At 61.1% G+C, this 15,438-nt stretch carries 16 protein-coding genes; 4 read left to right on the top strand and 12 right to left on the bottom strand.

Annotated features, from left to right (window positions below; translation table 11 throughout):
- The first annotated feature begins 90 nt into the window (after positions 1-90).
- Positions 91-2,238 carry a phosphocholine-specific phospholipase C gene (locus ACSSVC_RS19905; protein WP_346634369.1) on the top strand — a complete coding sequence of 716 codons (2,148 nt, stop codon included), beginning with the start codon at positions 91-93 and terminating at the stop codon, positions 2,236-2,238.
- A gap of 183 nt (positions 2,239-2,421) precedes the next feature.
- On the opposite strand, the gene ACSSVC_RS19900 is transcribed toward ACSSVC_RS19905, so the two are convergent.
- Positions 2,422-2,688, bottom strand: a complete 267-nt coding sequence (locus tag ACSSVC_RS19900; protein WP_346634370.1) for a hypothetical protein — start codon at positions 2,686-2,688, stop codon at positions 2,422-2,424.
- 354 nt (positions 2,689-3,042) lie between these two features.
- Here ACSSVC_RS19900 and ACSSVC_RS19895 point away from each other — a divergent pair, with 354 nt between their 5' ends.
- Entirely contained in the window at positions 3,043-4,368 is a 1,326-nt protein-coding gene (locus tag ACSSVC_RS19895) for a sigma-54 dependent transcriptional regulator (protein WP_346634371.1), read from the top strand.
- Between the two features lie 69 nt (positions 4,369-4,437).
- Here ACSSVC_RS19895 and fapF read toward each other — a convergent pair whose 3' ends face one another.
- The 9 genes from fapF to ACSSVC_RS19850 form a co-directional block, all read right to left on the bottom strand.
- Entirely contained in the window at positions 4,438-5,733 is a 1,296-nt protein-coding gene (gene fapF, locus ACSSVC_RS19890) for a fibril amyloid transporter FapF (RefSeq protein WP_346634372.1), read from the bottom strand.
- 54 nt (positions 5,734-5,787) lie between these two features.
- Entirely contained in the window at positions 5,788-6,522 is a 735-nt protein-coding gene (gene fapE / locus ACSSVC_RS19885; RefSeq protein WP_346634373.1) for a fibril amyloid subunit FapE, read from the bottom strand.
- Between the two features lie 58 nt (positions 6,523-6,580).
- On the bottom strand, positions 6,581-7,261 hold the full coding sequence (gene fapD, locus ACSSVC_RS19880; protein WP_346634374.1) for a fibril amyloid maturation endopeptidase FapD: 681 nt from the start codon (positions 7,259-7,261) through the stop codon (positions 6,581-6,583).
- 64 nt (positions 7,262-7,325) lie between these two features.
- Positions 7,326-8,315 carry an amyloid-like fimbrin subunit FapC gene (gene fapC, locus ACSSVC_RS19875; RefSeq protein WP_346634375.1) on the bottom strand — a complete coding sequence of 330 codons (990 nt, stop codon included), beginning with the start codon at positions 8,313-8,315 and terminating at the stop codon, positions 7,326-7,328.
- A gap of 63 nt (positions 8,316-8,378) precedes the next feature.
- On the bottom strand, positions 8,379-8,957 hold the full coding sequence (gene fapB, locus ACSSVC_RS19870) for a fibril amyloid subunit FapB (protein ID WP_492611232.1): 579 nt from the start codon (positions 8,955-8,957) through the stop codon (positions 8,379-8,381).
- Position 8,958: 1 nt separating this feature from the next.
- Positions 8,959-9,411 carry a functional amyloid chaperone FapA gene (gene fapA, locus ACSSVC_RS19865; RefSeq protein WP_346634377.1) on the bottom strand — a complete coding sequence of 151 codons (453 nt, stop codon included), beginning with the start codon at positions 9,409-9,411 and terminating at the stop codon, positions 8,959-8,961.
- A 332-nt stretch (positions 9,412-9,743) separates the two neighbouring features.
- A complete protein-coding gene (locus ACSSVC_RS19860) occupies positions 9,744-10,268 on the bottom strand; it encodes an AAA family ATPase (RefSeq protein ID WP_492611231.1) in 525 nt (174 codons plus the stop codon).
- Positions 10,265-10,828: a nicotinamide riboside transporter PnuC gene (pnuC, locus tag ACSSVC_RS19855; protein WP_346634379.1), complete on the bottom strand. Its 564-nt coding sequence runs from the start codon at positions 10,826-10,828 to the stop codon at positions 10,265-10,267. The genes ACSSVC_RS19860 and pnuC overlap by 4 nt, the downstream gene beginning before the upstream one ends.
- 88 nt (positions 10,829-10,916) lie before the next feature.
- Positions 10,917-12,551, bottom strand: a complete 1,635-nt coding sequence (locus ACSSVC_RS19850; RefSeq protein ID WP_346634428.1) for a methyl-accepting chemotaxis protein — start codon at positions 12,549-12,551, stop codon at positions 10,917-10,919.
- A 294-nt stretch (positions 12,552-12,845) separates the two neighbouring features.
- Between ACSSVC_RS19850 and ACSSVC_RS19845 the strand changes: the two genes are divergently transcribed.
- Together ACSSVC_RS19845 and ACSSVC_RS19840 are read left to right on the top strand one after the other, a co-directional pair.
- Positions 12,846-13,676, top strand: a complete 831-nt coding sequence (locus tag ACSSVC_RS19845) for an undecaprenyl-diphosphate phosphatase (protein WP_346634380.1) — start codon at positions 12,846-12,848, stop codon at positions 13,674-13,676.
- Entirely contained in the window at positions 13,673-14,095 is a 423-nt protein-coding gene (locus ACSSVC_RS19840; RefSeq protein ID WP_492611230.1) for a DUF1294 domain-containing protein, read from the top strand. Before ACSSVC_RS19845 ends, ACSSVC_RS19840 begins: the two co-directional genes overlap by 4 nt.
- Here the strand turns inward: ACSSVC_RS19840 and ACSSVC_RS19835 are convergent.
- Both ACSSVC_RS19835 and ACSSVC_RS19830 read right to left on the bottom strand, forming a co-directional pair.
- A complete protein-coding gene (locus ACSSVC_RS19835; RefSeq protein ID WP_346634382.1) occupies positions 14,092-14,451 on the bottom strand; it encodes an MmcQ/YjbR family DNA-binding protein in 360 nt (119 codons plus the stop codon). The genes ACSSVC_RS19840 and ACSSVC_RS19835 overlap by 4 nt on opposite strands.
- A complete protein-coding gene (locus ACSSVC_RS19830) occupies positions 14,448-15,356 on the bottom strand; it encodes a LysR substrate-binding domain-containing protein (protein ID WP_346634383.1) in 909 nt (302 codons plus the stop codon). Before ACSSVC_RS19830 ends, ACSSVC_RS19835 begins: the two co-directional genes overlap by 4 nt.
- Between the last annotated feature and the right edge of the window lie 82 nt (positions 15,357-15,438).

Genomic DNA, 15,438 nt, shown 5'->3' with positions numbered 1-15,438 from the left:
CAATGACAATGTCACTGCATTGTTACTTGAGGTGAATACTTTTATTGCAGCGTCATATATCGCGCTGCAACCATAAGGATTCAATCACCCATGCCCAGTCTTTCACGCAGGAAGCTATTGCAAGCGGCCGCTATCGGTTCATTCTTTTCATCCTTGCCAGTGGCTATTCGCCAAGCCCTGGCAATACCGGCGAATAACCGTACGGGGACGATCAAGGACGTCGAACACGTAGTGATCCTGATGCAGGAAAATCGCTCTTTCGATCATTACTTCGGTACTTTTCCCGGGGTGCGGGGTTTCAGTGACCGCTTTACCATTCCGCTGCCCGGTCAGCGCGAGGTTTGGGAACAACAGGGCAAGGGCCGGTTGGTGATGCCGTATCACCTGGACAGCACCAAAGGCAACGCCCAGCGCGTCAGTGGCACGCCCCATTCGTGGGCAGATGCACATGCGGCCTGGGGCAACGGCCGCATGAATGCCTGGCCGACCCACAAGACCACCACGTCCATGGGTTATTACCGTGAGCAGGAATTGCCGTTCCAGTTCGCCCTGGCCAACACCTTCACCCTGTGCGACGCCTATCACTGTTCGGTGCACGCTGGCACCAACCCCAATCGGCTGTTTCTCTGGACCGGTTGCAACGGCCCGACAGCGGCAAAGGTCGCCGCGGTGGTCAACGAATGGGATGGTCCGGGCGCGGTAAACGTCGGCTACAGCTGGAAGACCTATCCTGAACGCCTGGAAGAGCAGGGCGTCAGCTGGAAGGTCTACCAGCACCTGCCGGACAATTTTGGCGACAACCCCCTGGCCGGCTTCCGTCAGTACCGTGCCGCCAGCGTGCAGGTGGGCAATCCGGCCCAGCCGCCCAAGGACTTCAATGCCTTTGTGCCCTACAGCGATGCCTTGAACGCCGTGGCTCCGCTGTACAAGGGCAATGGCAATACCTTGCCGGCCAGCAGCGGCAGCAATCTGGAGACCATCATTGGTGGATTTCGCAATGACGTGCAGGCCGGCAAGTTGCCCCAGGTCAGCTGGATTGTTGCGCCGGCCGCCTATTCCGAGCATCCCGGCCCATCGAGTCCGGTCCAGGGCGGCTGGTTCACCCAGGAGATCCTCCTGGCGCTGACCAGCAATCCCGAGGTCTGGAGCAAGACTGTGCTGTTGCTCACCTACGATGAAAACGATGGCTTCTTCGACCATGTGCCGTCGCCGTCGGCACCTTCCCAGCGCCAGGATGGCAGCTTTGCCGGCAAGTCCACGCTGGGTTTCGACAGCGAACTGTTCAAGCATCCGGCGCCACCCGGCTCGACCCAGCAACCACTGCCCGATGGCGGCGTGTATGGCCCTGGACCGCGGGTGCCGATGCTGGTGCTGTCTCCCTGGAGCCGGGGAGGCTGGGTCAACTCCCAGGTGTTCGATCACACCTCGGTGCTGCAATTTCTGGAGAAACGCTTTGGTGTGCGGGAGCCGAATATCAGTGCATGGCGGCGTGCGGTATGTGGCGACCTGACGTCGGCGTTGAATTTCGTCGACCCCAACCATGAGCCATTGCCGGCGCTGCAGACCACCACCCGCCAGGCCGCCGATGGTTTGCGCCAGCGCCAGGAAAAACTGCTTCAGGTGCCGGTGCCATTGGCCAGCCAGCAGCTGCCACCGCACCAGCCGCGGCTGGCCCGACCTTCACGGGCATTGCCTTATCGTCTGCATGTCGACAGCCAGGTAGACCCCAAGGCCAAGACGCTGTCACTGAGCCTGCAGAACACCGGCGGGCAGGGTGCAGTGTTCCATGTCTATGACGGCCTGCACCTGAGCGATATTCCGCGTCGTTACACAGTGGAGGCCGGCAAGGCGCTTCAGGACAGCTGGCCGGTGGTGGAACGCTACCAGCTGTGGGTATTGGGTCCCAATGGCTTCCACCGCAGTTTCAGCGGTCAACTGCAACAGTTGCAGCCGGAGCTGTTGGTGACGTCCAGCAATAACCAGCTGCAACTGACGCTGAGCAATCCGGGGACGCATGGGGTATCGGTCACTGTCGATCGCTGTCCCTACACTCAACAGGGGCCCTGGACCCTGGCCGTGCCTGGGGGAGCAGAGGTGCGCCAGGTCTTTGCCTGTGAATCCAGCGGTGGCTGGTATGACTTGACGCTGCGCAGTGACGCAGGCTGGTTGCGCCGGGTGGCCGGACGGTTGGAAACCGGGGCGCACAGCATCAGTGACCCACTGATGGGGCGGCCCTGAGAGGTCATTGGAGAGGCAAAGGGCACAACAGCTGGAAACAGCGAAGAGGTGGCGCTTCTGCAACAGCCAAAACAACCACTACCCTGAAGGTAAAAGTTGTAGCGAAGGGGAAATAGATAGCGTGCTTAGTTGTTTTGCTTAAATAGCGGATCACCTGTTCGGGTGATCCGCTAACAGCATCGCTTACTTGGGCATGGCCCAAGACTGCAAGATATAACCTTCCTGGCTCAGTTCAGCGCGGGCTTGTTTGAGCAGGTCTTCCAGCTGGGCTGGATCAGAGTAGGCACTGCTGGGAATCCGGGTTTGACCGATACGGGTACTGGTACGGTCGATGACGGTCAGGCTCAGCTCGCCGTTCCCGTCCTGTGGGGCCCAGGCCACGCATTGAAAAGGCTTGAATGCGCGGTCGGCGATCAAAAGTGCTTCGTTTCTACGGAGCGGGGCGTTCATGGGGTCTTCTCTCTATGTGCCCAATCAGATGATGTGCCGTCGGTTGGGCTTACCGTTCGGCTGGTCACTTGTACTGATGCACTGAGGTAGTGATCGGGTCACACGGAAAAACAAGTTTTTACAACTTTCGCGTCTGAGCCCTGTGACAGGGCCATTAGTTACGGGGTTTCTAAAAAACAACTGCGACAATCAGTCACTCTGGGCGAAGTTCTGGCGGCACCTTAGTTCCTTTGGGAAGAAGCGCTATAAGCAATTGGTACATTCACGCGTCAAGTTCTTGCTAGTGTTACAGCCAGGTTAGCCAAACCACTGTTTCTAATAACTTTTCCATCCTCTTGGCGCCAAGGTACAGTCATGCTCGAAGCTCCCGTGCAGCGCCGCTTGCTGGTGGTCGATCCCTGTGACGACTGCCATCGCCTTCTACCCGGTCTGCGCGCCATTGGCTGGGATGTGGATAGCTGTGACCTGGAGTCTGCCCGTGAGCGTTCCTGCGATGTCGGCTTGCTGCGCCTGCAACCCTTTCACCTGGAGCGCCCGGAAGCGGTCAAGGACCTGATCAGCCACAGCGGCACCGAGTGGATTGCGGTGCTGAGTCCGGAAGTCCTGCGCCTGCAAAAGGTCGGTGACTTTGTCTGCGAATGGTTTTTCGACTTCCATACCTTGCCGTTCGACGTATCCCGGGTTCAGGTGACTCTGGGCCGGGCCTTCGGCATGGCCCGCCTGAGGGGCCAGGGCTCGATCCATGTGGACCAGCCCGAGCACGAGTTGCTGGGGAACAGCCGGCCGATCCGCGACCTGCGCAAGCTGCTGAGCAAACTGGCGCCCACCGAGTCACCGGTCCTGATCCGTGGCGAGAGCGGCACCGGCAAGGAGCTGGTGGCGCGGACTCTGCATCGCCAGTCCCAGCGTCACGACAAGCCCTTTGTGGCGATCAACTGCGGGGCGATTCCCGAACACCTGATCCAGTCCGAGCTTTTCGGCCATGAAAAGGGCGCTTTTACCGGGGCACACCAACGCAAGGTCGGGCGCATCGAGGCGGCCCACGGCGGCACCTTGTTCCTCGATGAGATCGGTGATTTGCCGCTGGAACTGCAAGCCAATCTGCTGCGCTTCCTGCAGGAAAAGCACATCGAGCGGGTAGGCGGCAGCCAGCCGATACCCGTGGATGTACGGGTGCTGGCTGCGACCCACGTGGACCTGGAGGCGGCCATCACCAGTGGTCGTTTTCGCGAGGATCTGTATTACCGGTTGAACGTGCTGCAGGTGATCACGGCGCCGCTGCGTGAGCGTCACGGCGACCTGGGGATGCTGGCCAGCCACTTTGCTCACTTCTACAGCCAGGAAACCGGGCGCCGGCCTCGCAGTTTCAGTGAGGACGCTCTGGTGGCCATGGGCAAACATGACTGGCCGGGCAATGTCCGCGAACTGGCCAACCGGGTGCGCCGGGGCCTGGTGCTGGCCGAGGGGCGACAGATCCAGGCCAGTGACCTGGGATTGCAGGGCCTGCAAGCCCAGGATCTGCCCATGGGCACCCTGGAAGACTACAAGCACCGCGCCGAGCGTCAGGCCCTGTGCGACGTGCTCAACCGGCACAGCGACAACCTCAGCGTGGCTGCCCGGGTGCTGGGCATCTCGCGTCCGACTTTTTACCGTTTGTTGCACAAACACCAGATCCGCTAGGGCGGCGAAAACGCCAAGGCCCGCTGCGATTGGGCAATCGCAGCGGGCCTTGGCGTTTTTGCCGATGGATCAGAAGTAGTAGGGGAACTTCAGGCTGAAAGTGAAGGCCGGAGCGTCCTCGGTCATGCCGATGGACAGGTTGGGCACAATGGTCAGGTTTTCGGTGGCCGCGATGGTCATGCCGACGTTGAAGTAACCGGCGTTGGCGTCACTGGAGACCACCGATTGCCAATCGCCACCGTCCTGCTTGAGTTTGCTCTTGCGCTGCACCAGGTCGGACACCGAGAAGGACATGCTCATCTTCTCGTTGAGGGCGAAGGCTACACCGGCACCGATCTGGAAGCTGTCACCCAGGCGGACCTTGCCGGGGGTCTTGCTGCCAACCGTGGAGCTGATGTCATCGAACGACTCTTCCAGGTTGTGGGTGTAGGCCAGGGTCCCGAACAGCACGGCCGGATCGAAGGTCTTGACCAGGGAGATCCCGGGGGTGACCGACCAGACGCCGTTACCGGTGGGCAGGCTTTCAGGCACGTACAGGTTGTTGTTGCCTGCGGATCGAACCAGCTTGATGCCAAACGGTTCCTTGCCGGTGGGTGCCTTGACTCGCAGGGTGGCCACGGCGTCGGGCCAGAACTCCGATTCGTCGAGGAACTTGTAAGCCACGCCGAAGTTCACGTCCCCCAATGTCGGGTCACGGGTCACCGATTCCTCGGTGGTCTGGGTGCCGGAGCCGCCGCCACCACCGGACTGGAAGGTGGACTCGCGATACAGCACGGGTGCGTTGATGTCGAATTGCCAACGGTTGTTGAGGTTGTAGCGCGCGGTCAGGTCCAGGGTCCAGGTATCGGATTTGATCCGGTCCAGGTTGATGTTGCCGAGAAAGATCGAGTCCAGCGCGAGGAAGCCGTTGACCGTGAGTTGTCGGGCGTCGTAGCGGGCGTAGGTCAAGCCGGTCTCGACGCTGAACTTGCCGCCGCCGAAGAAGCCACTGGCTTCGTCGTAAAGGTTGCTGACGCTTTGTGCCGGAGCCGAATCATCCTTGAGCGACTGACCATAGGAAGCGCCCCCGGCTGCTCCTCCGGACGCCGCTCCGGCGCCTGTGCCGGCAACCTGTTGATTGCCTTTGAGGTCCGCCGGCGACTTGGCCAGGCGCTTGGGCGGTGGCGCTGCTGGCTGATCCTCTACCTGACGCACCCGTTGCTCAAGTACCGCCAAGGCCTTCTGCTGTACTTCGTAACGTTGCTTGAGCTCCAGAAGTTCGCGTTTCAGGGTCTCTACATCGGCATCCGGCGCTGCTTGGACCAGCGCCGCCGGTAATAGAGTGCTTAAACACATTACTGCGCGCAGTGAAACCGATCGATACATGAAATAAACCGTCCCTTGTGAACCCCAATGGTCGAGAATCAGCGTAGTTCAAGATCAGAATTTGCGTAGAGCGTCGAGCGTAGTCAGGTTGCAGTCCAAAGCACCGTTGCTGGGACCGTTGTTTCTGAGTACCACATTGAGTTGAGTCAGGTTGTTGACCAGGTTGCTGTTACCCATCAACTGGGTGTTTTGCAGCAGATTGCCCTGGGCCACCTGCTGCAGTGCATTGCCCTGATTGCCGTTGGCCTGTATCGCCATCTGGATACCGCCATTGAGGGCCGATACCGCCACGCTGCCGGCGGCGTTGCTGCCGGTGATGGTCTGGCCGCTCATCAAGGCCTGGCCGACCCCGGCGGCCAAGGCGGGTGCCTGGTTGGCCTCTGTGACATTGATGCTGATGTTGTTGTAGGCAGAGTTGCCGTCGCCGGCAGCCCTCACGCTCTGGGTCACGCCCTGGCTACTGGCCAGGCCTGCACCGCCGATCACGTTGCCGGTGCCTGGGGGCGGCGTAGTTCCGTTACCGGTCTGGGTGATGGTGGACACGTAGAATTCCGGTTTGATGGTGGCTTGCTGGATCTGCAGCGAGGTGGTCGCACCGATCAGGTCACCGCTGGCGTTGCGCCAGGTACTGCTCATGACAATGCCGAAGCTGATAATCCGCCCCGGCATTACGTAACGGCCCCGTAACTGCGATAACTCCTGATCCTGGATGAGTTCGGGCTTGAAACCAGCATGGGCTGGAAGAGCTGCTGCCAGGCAGGCGGCTGCCAGCCAGTATGAAGTCTTCATCTGCTTGCTGCTCCCGGAGCGTCCTGCCCCTTTATGATTGTTCGGGCTTCTAGAACTGCTAGAAGAAGTCACTCTGGATAAAACCGAAGTCCATCAGGTCCGCGTCTTTGACCGGGTAGAAACCATCGAACTTGTTCTTCGCGGTCAGCGGGGCAGGTGGTTCGAGCAAGGCGTTAGTCTTGTCGTAGCCGGGGCCGATGATGGCGAACACGATTCCATTCCAGCCTTTGACGAAGTCTTCGTGGGAGTAACGCTTGTGGCCCAACACCGGGTCACCGATGTAGACCCAGTCTTTCTGGGCCCGCTGCATCACCACGAAGTGCTTGTAGCCGCGAATTTCCATCAGTACCACCACCGGAATGGTCACCGCTTCGAGCTTGTCGGGCGGAATCCGGTAGCCTCGGGCGCGCATGCCGATGCTTTCCACGTAGCGCTTCATATCGAGCATGGAAAAGCCCTGGGTGCGAACCAGGCCCTGATCCGAATTGACCAGCATGCCCTTGATGACGTGCTCCTCATCGACATCAAGCCAGTAGGCTTGACGCAGAATGGTCGCCAGTGCGGCGGCACCGCAGCTGAAGTCGGTCTTCTGTTCGACGATGTCGCTGAACTTGCGCTCACGCACGCTCTGCACCTGTTTGAAGATCAGGTTGCCACCGGGCAGGCCGGCGACGGCCATCTGCGCAGCCTGGACGGGAGCACAGAGGCAAAGCAAGAGAGAGAGGATCGCAGTACGCATGATCGTTACGCCTGAGTCGGACTGTGGAAAAGCCCCGTTTCCGGGGCTTTCGTTACGATCGCGATTACATGCAGGCTTTGCAGCCAGCAGCGATGGACAGCGAGTTGCTTTGTTGGTTGCCCACACCGGCCGAGACGTTGGCGCCGCCGTTGCCGGAGAAGCCGTTCATCGAGTTGGTCATGCTGGCGTTGTTGACCACTGGGTTTTTCCAGCCGTCTTTGGTCAGCACTTGCTGGGTCCAGTAGCCAGCCAGTTCGATGGTGCCTTGTTCCTTGAAGGTGAATTTTTGATCGTCGTTGTCATGACCACCTTTGTTGTCGTGGCCATGGCCGCCGCCATGATCGTCGCCTTCGATTTTGCCGCTGCCGGTACCTTTGTAGCTGCCATGGGCTACGAAGCCGCCAGTGAGGGTGTCTTTTTTGTAGGCTTGGACACCTTTGTTATCCACGACCAGATTGGTCGACTGCTGGTTGGCTGCAGCGGCGGCAGTGGCTACACGGCCACCGGACACGGCGATTGCCAGGTTGTTTTTCTGTTGGTTGAAGTCGCCGGCGGTAACGTTGATGCCGATGTTGCCGGAACCGTTGTTGCCGGAGTTGTTCAACACAGCGTTGTTCTGTGTCGAAGAGTTTTTCACATAGTTATTGTTGTTGACCTGGGTGGCGCTGGAAGCAGCCACGGCGCTGCCGAAGATGAAGCTTTCGTCAGCGGTTGCCAGGGCGGCGGCGTTGTCTTGTTGGTTGCCGTCGCCGGCGGCGACGTTGGCACCCATGTTGCCGTTGGAATTGTTGAGGGAGTTGTCCATCTTGGCGTTGTTGTTGGTGCCTTGGTTTTTCACCACGTTGGTGTTGCTGTTCTGCACGTCGATCACTGCAGCACCGGCCCCGGCGGTGATTTGCAGCAGGGTGCTGAGGTCTGGACCTTGATCATGATCGCCATGGCCATTGCCATGACCGCCGTTGTGACCGTTGTTATTTCCACCTGCCTGGGCGGCCATTGCCATGACTGCGGCCAGTGCGAAAACCAGTGGTTTGAGAGCCATTGTAGGTTTCATGGTGTTTCTCCGGTGCTTATTAGTTGGTTAAGTGTTGGTACTTTCTAATTGCACTACGAGGGGTCAATCTGCGACCCGGATACTCAGGGTGTTAGCCATGCGGTTCCCCACCCCGGCACTCTGGTTCACCTGAATCACTCCGCGGCTGCCGGTGAAGGCCTGGTCGCTGGTAACGACCTGGCGGCTGCCTTGTTGAGTGCCAGTTGCTCCCGAGTTTGGTAACAGCGCCACGTTCTGTTGGGACAGGGCGCTGTCGTCAATGCTTTGCGGATTGGCACTGATGCTGATCCGCAGGGCATTGGCCATCTGGTTGTTGGCCCCGGCCGACTGGTTCATGCCCAGTGCGCCGCTGCCGTTGCTGAAAGAGTTGCCGCCGATGGTGCTGCTGGCATTGACCGAGCGGTCGGCTGGCGTGGTGATGCGTTGGGTGATGCTGGTGGTGGCCGTGGCGTTGGTGCCGATGGCAATGGCCCGCACGTTGGTCTGTTGTTGCTGGTCGCCGGCTGCCTGGTTGACGTTGAAGTTGCCGGTGTAGCCGGCGCCGGAGTTCTGGATGCTGGAGGTGTCGGCGACTTGACTGGCAGAGTCGGCCATGGCCCCGGAGCAGGCGAGCAAGGCAAGGAGCAGGACTGAGCGATTCATCTTATTGGCCCCCGATATTGTTCAAGGGAGCCATGCCGGCGTTGATGCTCCGATTGATCGAGCCGGAAATGCTGGCCCCGGCGCCGCCACCATGACCGACCGCCATGCCGGGCAGGCCATTGCTATTGCTGTTGCTCAGGACATTCATCCCCGGTACACCGTTGTTGCCGGACAGCACGGTGCCGCGGATCAGCGAGCCGGTCCTGATCCCGGCGAAATCGCCATCGGTCATTTCATTGCCGGTCATTTGATTGACCAAAGCCGAAGGGTTGGTATTGACCGATATGGGATTGGGATCTTTTTGCAGAGGCGCACGGCCAATGGGCTGTGCCTGTACGGTGCGCTGGATGATGATCTCGCCATTCCCCGCCGCCAGAACCGGAAGGCTGGACACCGCGCTGACGGCACAGCCGATCAGCAGTAGGCGGGTGAAACTTTGGTTCAGAGTGCCCACGGCGGTATTCCTTCTTCTCAGTGCTGGCCCTAGTCAGCGTTGAGAGGGAGAGAGCAGAAGCCGTGCCGCTTTTGATTTCTTTTGCAGAATCAAGGGCTTGTGAAAATGCAGAGGGGAAGGGCGCAGCAGGTGTTTCAGGATTGAGACAGACGCCGCCGACGGCCATTGGCCATAACCGGGACAATGCTCTGGAACGGGGGTTGCTGCGGGGGTGTATCAGTAGCGCAACAGTTTCGCCGACAGTTGGCCGGGCCCCGGAAAATGGCGGCCTGATCGCCAGGGAGGTGTTTCAGGAATGGACACGTTGGGGGGCGCACGCGCCCGCTACGGGATCAGTCCAGCAGCAGTTGCTGGACCAGGGCGAAGGCCTGCTGCCGGCGCTCCTGCCAATCACCGCGAATGACTCGGTAAGGTTGCGCGTGCAGGTCCAGCCATTGCCGTGTGGCTTCGAAGAAGGCCTGGCGTTGCGCCAGTTGCGGCTGGCAGCGCTGGCCGTCGTCGCTCCAGGCCACATCCTCCGGGGACAGCAACAGGTGCAGGTGGTAATGCCGGGCCAGCAACTGGGGCTCCAGCCACGACGGGCAATCGCCGAACAGGATCCGGCTCCACAGCAGGTTGCTCAGCAGGTGCGTGTCGAGAATCAGTAGGGCGGGTTGCCGGGCCCGGGCCTGGTCCTCCCATGCCAACTGGCCACGGGCGATCTCGGGGATGTCCGCCAGGCAGGTATCGCGGCGCTCCTGCTCAATGAAGTGGCGCACGTACTCACCCACCTGGATGCCGCCGAAGTGCTTTTGCAGCTCGGCCGCCAGCCAGCTTTTGCCACTGGATTCGGGGCCGGTCAGTACCAGTACCTTCACGACTGCAACGCCGGGTCGGCGCGCCAGGTGCGCCAGCCCTGGACTGCCAGCAGGGTGAACAGGGCATAGAGCGCCGCGGTCAGGTACAGCTCCTTGTAGAGGAACAGACCGACGAAGATCACATCCACGGCGATCCACAGCGGCCAGCACTGCACGCGCTTCTGTGCCATCCACCATTGGGCCACCAGGCTGAAGGCGGTCAGGGCGGCGTCGAGCCAGGGTTGCGCGGCATCGGTCCAGTGGGCCATGGCCGCCCCCAATAACAGGCTGCCCAGCGCGCCGAGGGCCAGGCCCTGGAGCAAGCCAACGGCCTGCAGCTGGCTGACCGGGCGCCCCTGATGCTGCTCGCCGCCCCGGGTCCACTGCCACCAGCCATAAAGCTGCAGCACGGCGTAGACCACCTGCAGCAGCATGTCGGAATAGAGTTTGACCTCGTAGAAGATCCAGCTGTAGAGCAACACCATGACCAGGCCGATGGGCCAGCACCAGGGATTCTGTTTGACCGTCAGCCAGACGGCGATGACGCCTAGCGCAGCGGCAAACAGTTCAAGCCCGGACATGGCGGTTCCTTGGGGAAGTGGAGGAGGGGGCGGATTGTACCCAGTCTGGGCCCTGGGCGTTAGCCCGGGGCCATGACCCTGAGGTGACTCAGACGCGGAACTGGCGCAGCAGGTTGTTGAGCTGTTCCGACAGCTCCTTGAGGTGGCGGCTGGCGGCGCTGGAGTGTTGGGCCGCCAGAGCCGTGCCCTGGGACAGGCCAGCTGCCTGACCGACGTTGTGGTTGATGTCTTCCACCACATGGGCCTGTTGCAGGGTGGCGCTGGCAATCGAGGCGTTCAGGCCGTTGAGGGTGCGCAGGGCCTGGCCGATGGCGTTGAGGCTGGCCCCGGCCAGGCCCGCCTGCTCGATGGTCAACTGGGACGCGCGGCTGCTGTCGCCAATCACCTTGACCGCCGCTTCCGAGTGATTCTGCAGGCGCTCGATCATGCCCTGGATTTCCGCGGTCGATTGCTGGGTGCGCTGGGCCAGCAGGCGCACCTCGTCGGCCACCACGGCAAAACCCCGGCCTTGCTCCCCGGCCCGGGCCGCTTCGATGGCGGCGTTCAGGGCCAGCAGGTTGGTCTGTTCGGCAATGGAGCGGATCACTTCCAGCACGGTGCCGATCTGGGTGCTTTCTGCCGCCAGGGTGCGGATCACTTCTACCGCCTGGTCGATGGTGCCCGACAGTTGTTCGATCTGTTGCAGGCTGCCGTCGATATTGACCTGGCCTTGCTGGGCCTGGGCTTCGGCCTCGCGCACTTCACCGGCGGCGTGCTCGGCGTTCTTCGCGACATCCTGAACGCCACTGGTGACCTGACTGATGGCCGCGGCCACCTGTTCCATCTGCTGGGACTGTTGCTGGCTACGCTCCTGGGCCTCGGTGGCATTGCTGCCCAACTCGCTGGAGGATTGTTCCAGAGCGGCGGCGCTGGTCTGTAACTGCGTGACCACGCCACGCAATTTGGCGGTGAAACCGTTGAAGTGCCGGGCCAGCTCGGTGACTTCATCCTGGCCGTGGGTATCCAGGCTGCGGGTCAGGTCGCTTTCGCCGCTGGCGATATTGGCCATGGCGTGTACGGTTTCGCGCAGTGGGCTGACGATGCTGCGCACTATCAGTACCACCAGCCCGGCCATCAGCAGGGCAATCACCAGGCCGATGGAAGAGGCCCGCAGTACCTGGGCATAGAACTCCTGTTGCAGGTCATCGATGTAGACCCCGGAACCGATGATCCAGCCCCAGGGCTGGAACAGCTGGATATAGGAGGTCTTCTGCACCGGCTGCTCGGCCCCGGGCTTGGGCCAGCGGTAGTCCACCATGCCGGCGCCCTTGCTTTTGGCCAGGGCCACCATTTCGTTGAACACCTCGAAGCCGTCCGGGTCCTTGACTGCCGCCAGGTTTTGTCCGTCGAGCTTGGGGTTGGCCGGGTGCATGATCATCACCGGCGTCAGATCGTTGATCCAGAAGTAGTCGTTCTGGTTGTAGCGCAGCCCGCGAATCACCTGCAGCGCCTGCTTCTGCGCCTGTTCGCGGCTCAGGCTGCCGGCGGCCTCCAGGCCCTGGTAGTAGTTCAATACACCGGCGGCGGTCTGTACCACGTGTTGGGTTTTCTGCGCCTTGGCCTGGTACAGGTCACCATGAATCTGCTTGAGCATCATCACGCCCAGGGTCACCAGGGTCAGCACCGCCACGATCAGGATCAGCCACAAGCGCTGACTGATGGACATCTTGCGTAAGCTATTCATCATCCGGTCACTCCAGATTCTTGTTCTTGTCATAAAAGGCCGTGAGCATCCAAGCACGCCTGCCTTCGAGCGCCAACCCTACGGAAGTCCAATAACATCGCGGCGCATTTTGCGCCTGTCTGTTAGGATTTCGGCGCCTTCGCGCAAAACCTGAACCTTTCTGAAGTTTTCACAGAATTTTCATGGGTTTGTGTTGATCTTATGGGCGCCGAAATCTCGGCTACGCTCGTCGCAGTGAACGCTTTGAATACTTAAAAAAGAGGCATGCCTGGTGCATCGCCTTATGGGGGATTGATGGATCTTTGGACCGCCGCGCAGGCATTGATACTTGGGATTGTCGAAGGCCTGACCGAGTTTTTACCCATCAGCAGCACCGGGCACCAGATCATCGTCGCCGACTTGCTCGACTTCGGGGGCGAGCGGGCGATGGCTTTCAACATCATCATTCAGCTGGGGGCAATTCTCGCGGTTGTCTGGGAATTTCGCCGCAAGATCTTCGATGTGGTGCTGGGCTTGCCCACACAACCCAAGGCCCAGCGCTTCACCGTCAACTTGTTGATCGCCTTCCTGCCGGCGGTGGTGCTGGGGGTGATCTTCGCCGACCTGATCCACGCCTACCTGTTCAACCCCATCACCGTGGCCACGGCCCTGGTGGTCGGCGGCATCATCATGTTGTGGGCCGAGCGCCGGCAGCATCAGGTACACGCCGAAACGGTGGACGAAATCACTTGGAAGGACGCGCTCAAGGTAGGCTGTGCCCAGTGCCTGGCGATGATCCCGGGCACCTCGCGTTCCGGCTCGACCATCATTGGCGGGCTGCTGTTCGGCTTGTCGCGCAAGACCGCCACCGAGTTTTCGTTCTTCCTGGCCATGCCCACCATGGTGGGGGCCGCGGTCTACTCCGGCTACAAGTACCGCCACCTGTTCCAGCCGGATGATTTCCCGGTGTTCGCCATCGGCTTCGTCACCGCCTTCATCTTCGCCATGATCGCGGTCAAGGGCTTGCTGAAATTCATTGCCAGCCACAGTTATGCGGCGTTTGCCTGGTATCGCATCGCCTTCGGCCTGCTGATCCTGGCGACCTGGCAGTTCGGCTGGGTTGACTGGACGGCGGTCAAGCCGTGACGACGGGCCGTAGCGAACCGCGTGCCGGCAGCGGCGCGCGTGTCCACAACCTGAAGCTCAAGTTGCTGGTCTTTGTCCTGCTGTGTGCACTGCCGTTGTTCGGCTCGTTGTCTCTATGGTGGCGAGGAATCTCGATCATCCCCCTGGTCGCCTATGGCGCCGTCAGCCTGCTGACCTTCCTGCTGTACTGGCACGACAAGCGTCGGGCCAGGGCCGAGGGGCAGCGCACGCCGGAGAAGGTCCTGCACGCTCTGGAACTGGCCGGTGGCTGGCCCGGCGCCTTGCTGGCTCAGCAGCTGTTGCGGCACAAGACCCGCAAGGTGTCCTACCAGACGCTGTTCTGGCTGATCGTCGCCCTGCATCAGGTCTATTGGATTGATCGGCTGTTCCTGGAAAACCGCCTGCTGAGCCTGTTCTAGAGCAGCAGGCCGACCTGGGTGCGCTTGGGCAGCTTGCTCACCACTAGTTGATGGGACGTTTGCAGCAAGGCCTTGAGTTCCTCGGCCCCCAGCGGGTAGGGGCTGTGCATGATGATCCAGTGAGCCCGGGCCAGATAGGGCGCCGGGGCAATGCCCGGACGGTCGACATGGCCAAGAAACAGTTCCCGGTCGACCTTGAAAGCCAGGGAGTCGCCCCGCAGGTTCTGCAGCGCAAACATCTTGTTGCCGGCAATCGAGAACACTCGTACGCCGCCCCATTTGTAGTCTTCCCGCGCGCCTGGCAGGCCCAGGCAGAATTGCGCCACTTGCTCTTCATTAAGGGTTGCGGCTTTCACAGGGCACGTTCTCCACAGCGTTCAAAGGATTCACTCAGGTGTTCGATCCAGGCCCGCACGGCCGGCAGCACACCCCGGCGGTGAGGATACACCGCTTGCAGCCAGCCGCCGGGCAGTGACCACTGGGGCAGTAGTTGCACCAGCTGACCGCTGGCCAGTTCCGCCTCGCAGTACAGCATTGGCAGTACGGTGCAGCCCAGGCCGGCGAGGGCACAGGCGCGACGGACGATGAAGTCATCGATGCCCAGGCGCGCTTCCAGGGCCAGGTCGCAGGCGTTGCCCTGTTGATCCAGCAACCGCAGGTGCACCAAGCGGTCGGCCTCAAGGGCGCCCAGTATCGGCAGGCGCCTCAGGTCTTGCGGGTGGGTCACCGGGTTGTCCCGCAGGAAGGCCGGGGAGGCGACCACCGCTGTCTGTGCCGGGCGCAGGCGTCGGGTGACCAACAAAGGATCTTCGTCGCCTTGCTCGCGCACCCGCAACGCCACATCTATGCCTTCGGTCACCAGATCGACACGGCGGTTGAGCAACAGCATCTCCAGCTGCACCTGAGGGTATTTCTCCAGAAAACTGCTCACCAGTGGCGTCAGCAATTCATGGGCCAGGCCCACCGGGCTCGACACCCGCAGGCGTCCTCGGGGCTCGCTGGCCATGCTGGCCACGGCCTCGTCGGCCATTTCCGCTTCCAGCAACATGGCTTGGCAATGGCGCAGGTAGCGTTCGCCCACGGCTGTGAGCTTGAGCTGCCGGGTTGTGCGCTGCAGCAGCCGGGCCTTGAGACGCTCTTCCAGTTCGGCGATGCGCCGCGACAGGCGCGACTTGGGAATGCCCAATTGGCGTCCGGCGGCGGCGAAGCCACCGGCTTCCACCACCTTGGCGAAGTAATAGAGATCGTTGAGGTCTTGCATGGGGAAGGGCTCGATTGTCCTGCTGATGGGACGAACTATCGCATTTATGCCGACTAATCAGCTATTGAATTCATCTGTAGGA

The sequence above is a fragment of the Pseudomonas sp. E1BtOHC1 genome, assembly GCF_058744285.1.
The sequence above is the reverse complement of the archived record's forward strand: the minus strand, read 5'-3'. Positions and strand labels throughout refer to the sequence as shown.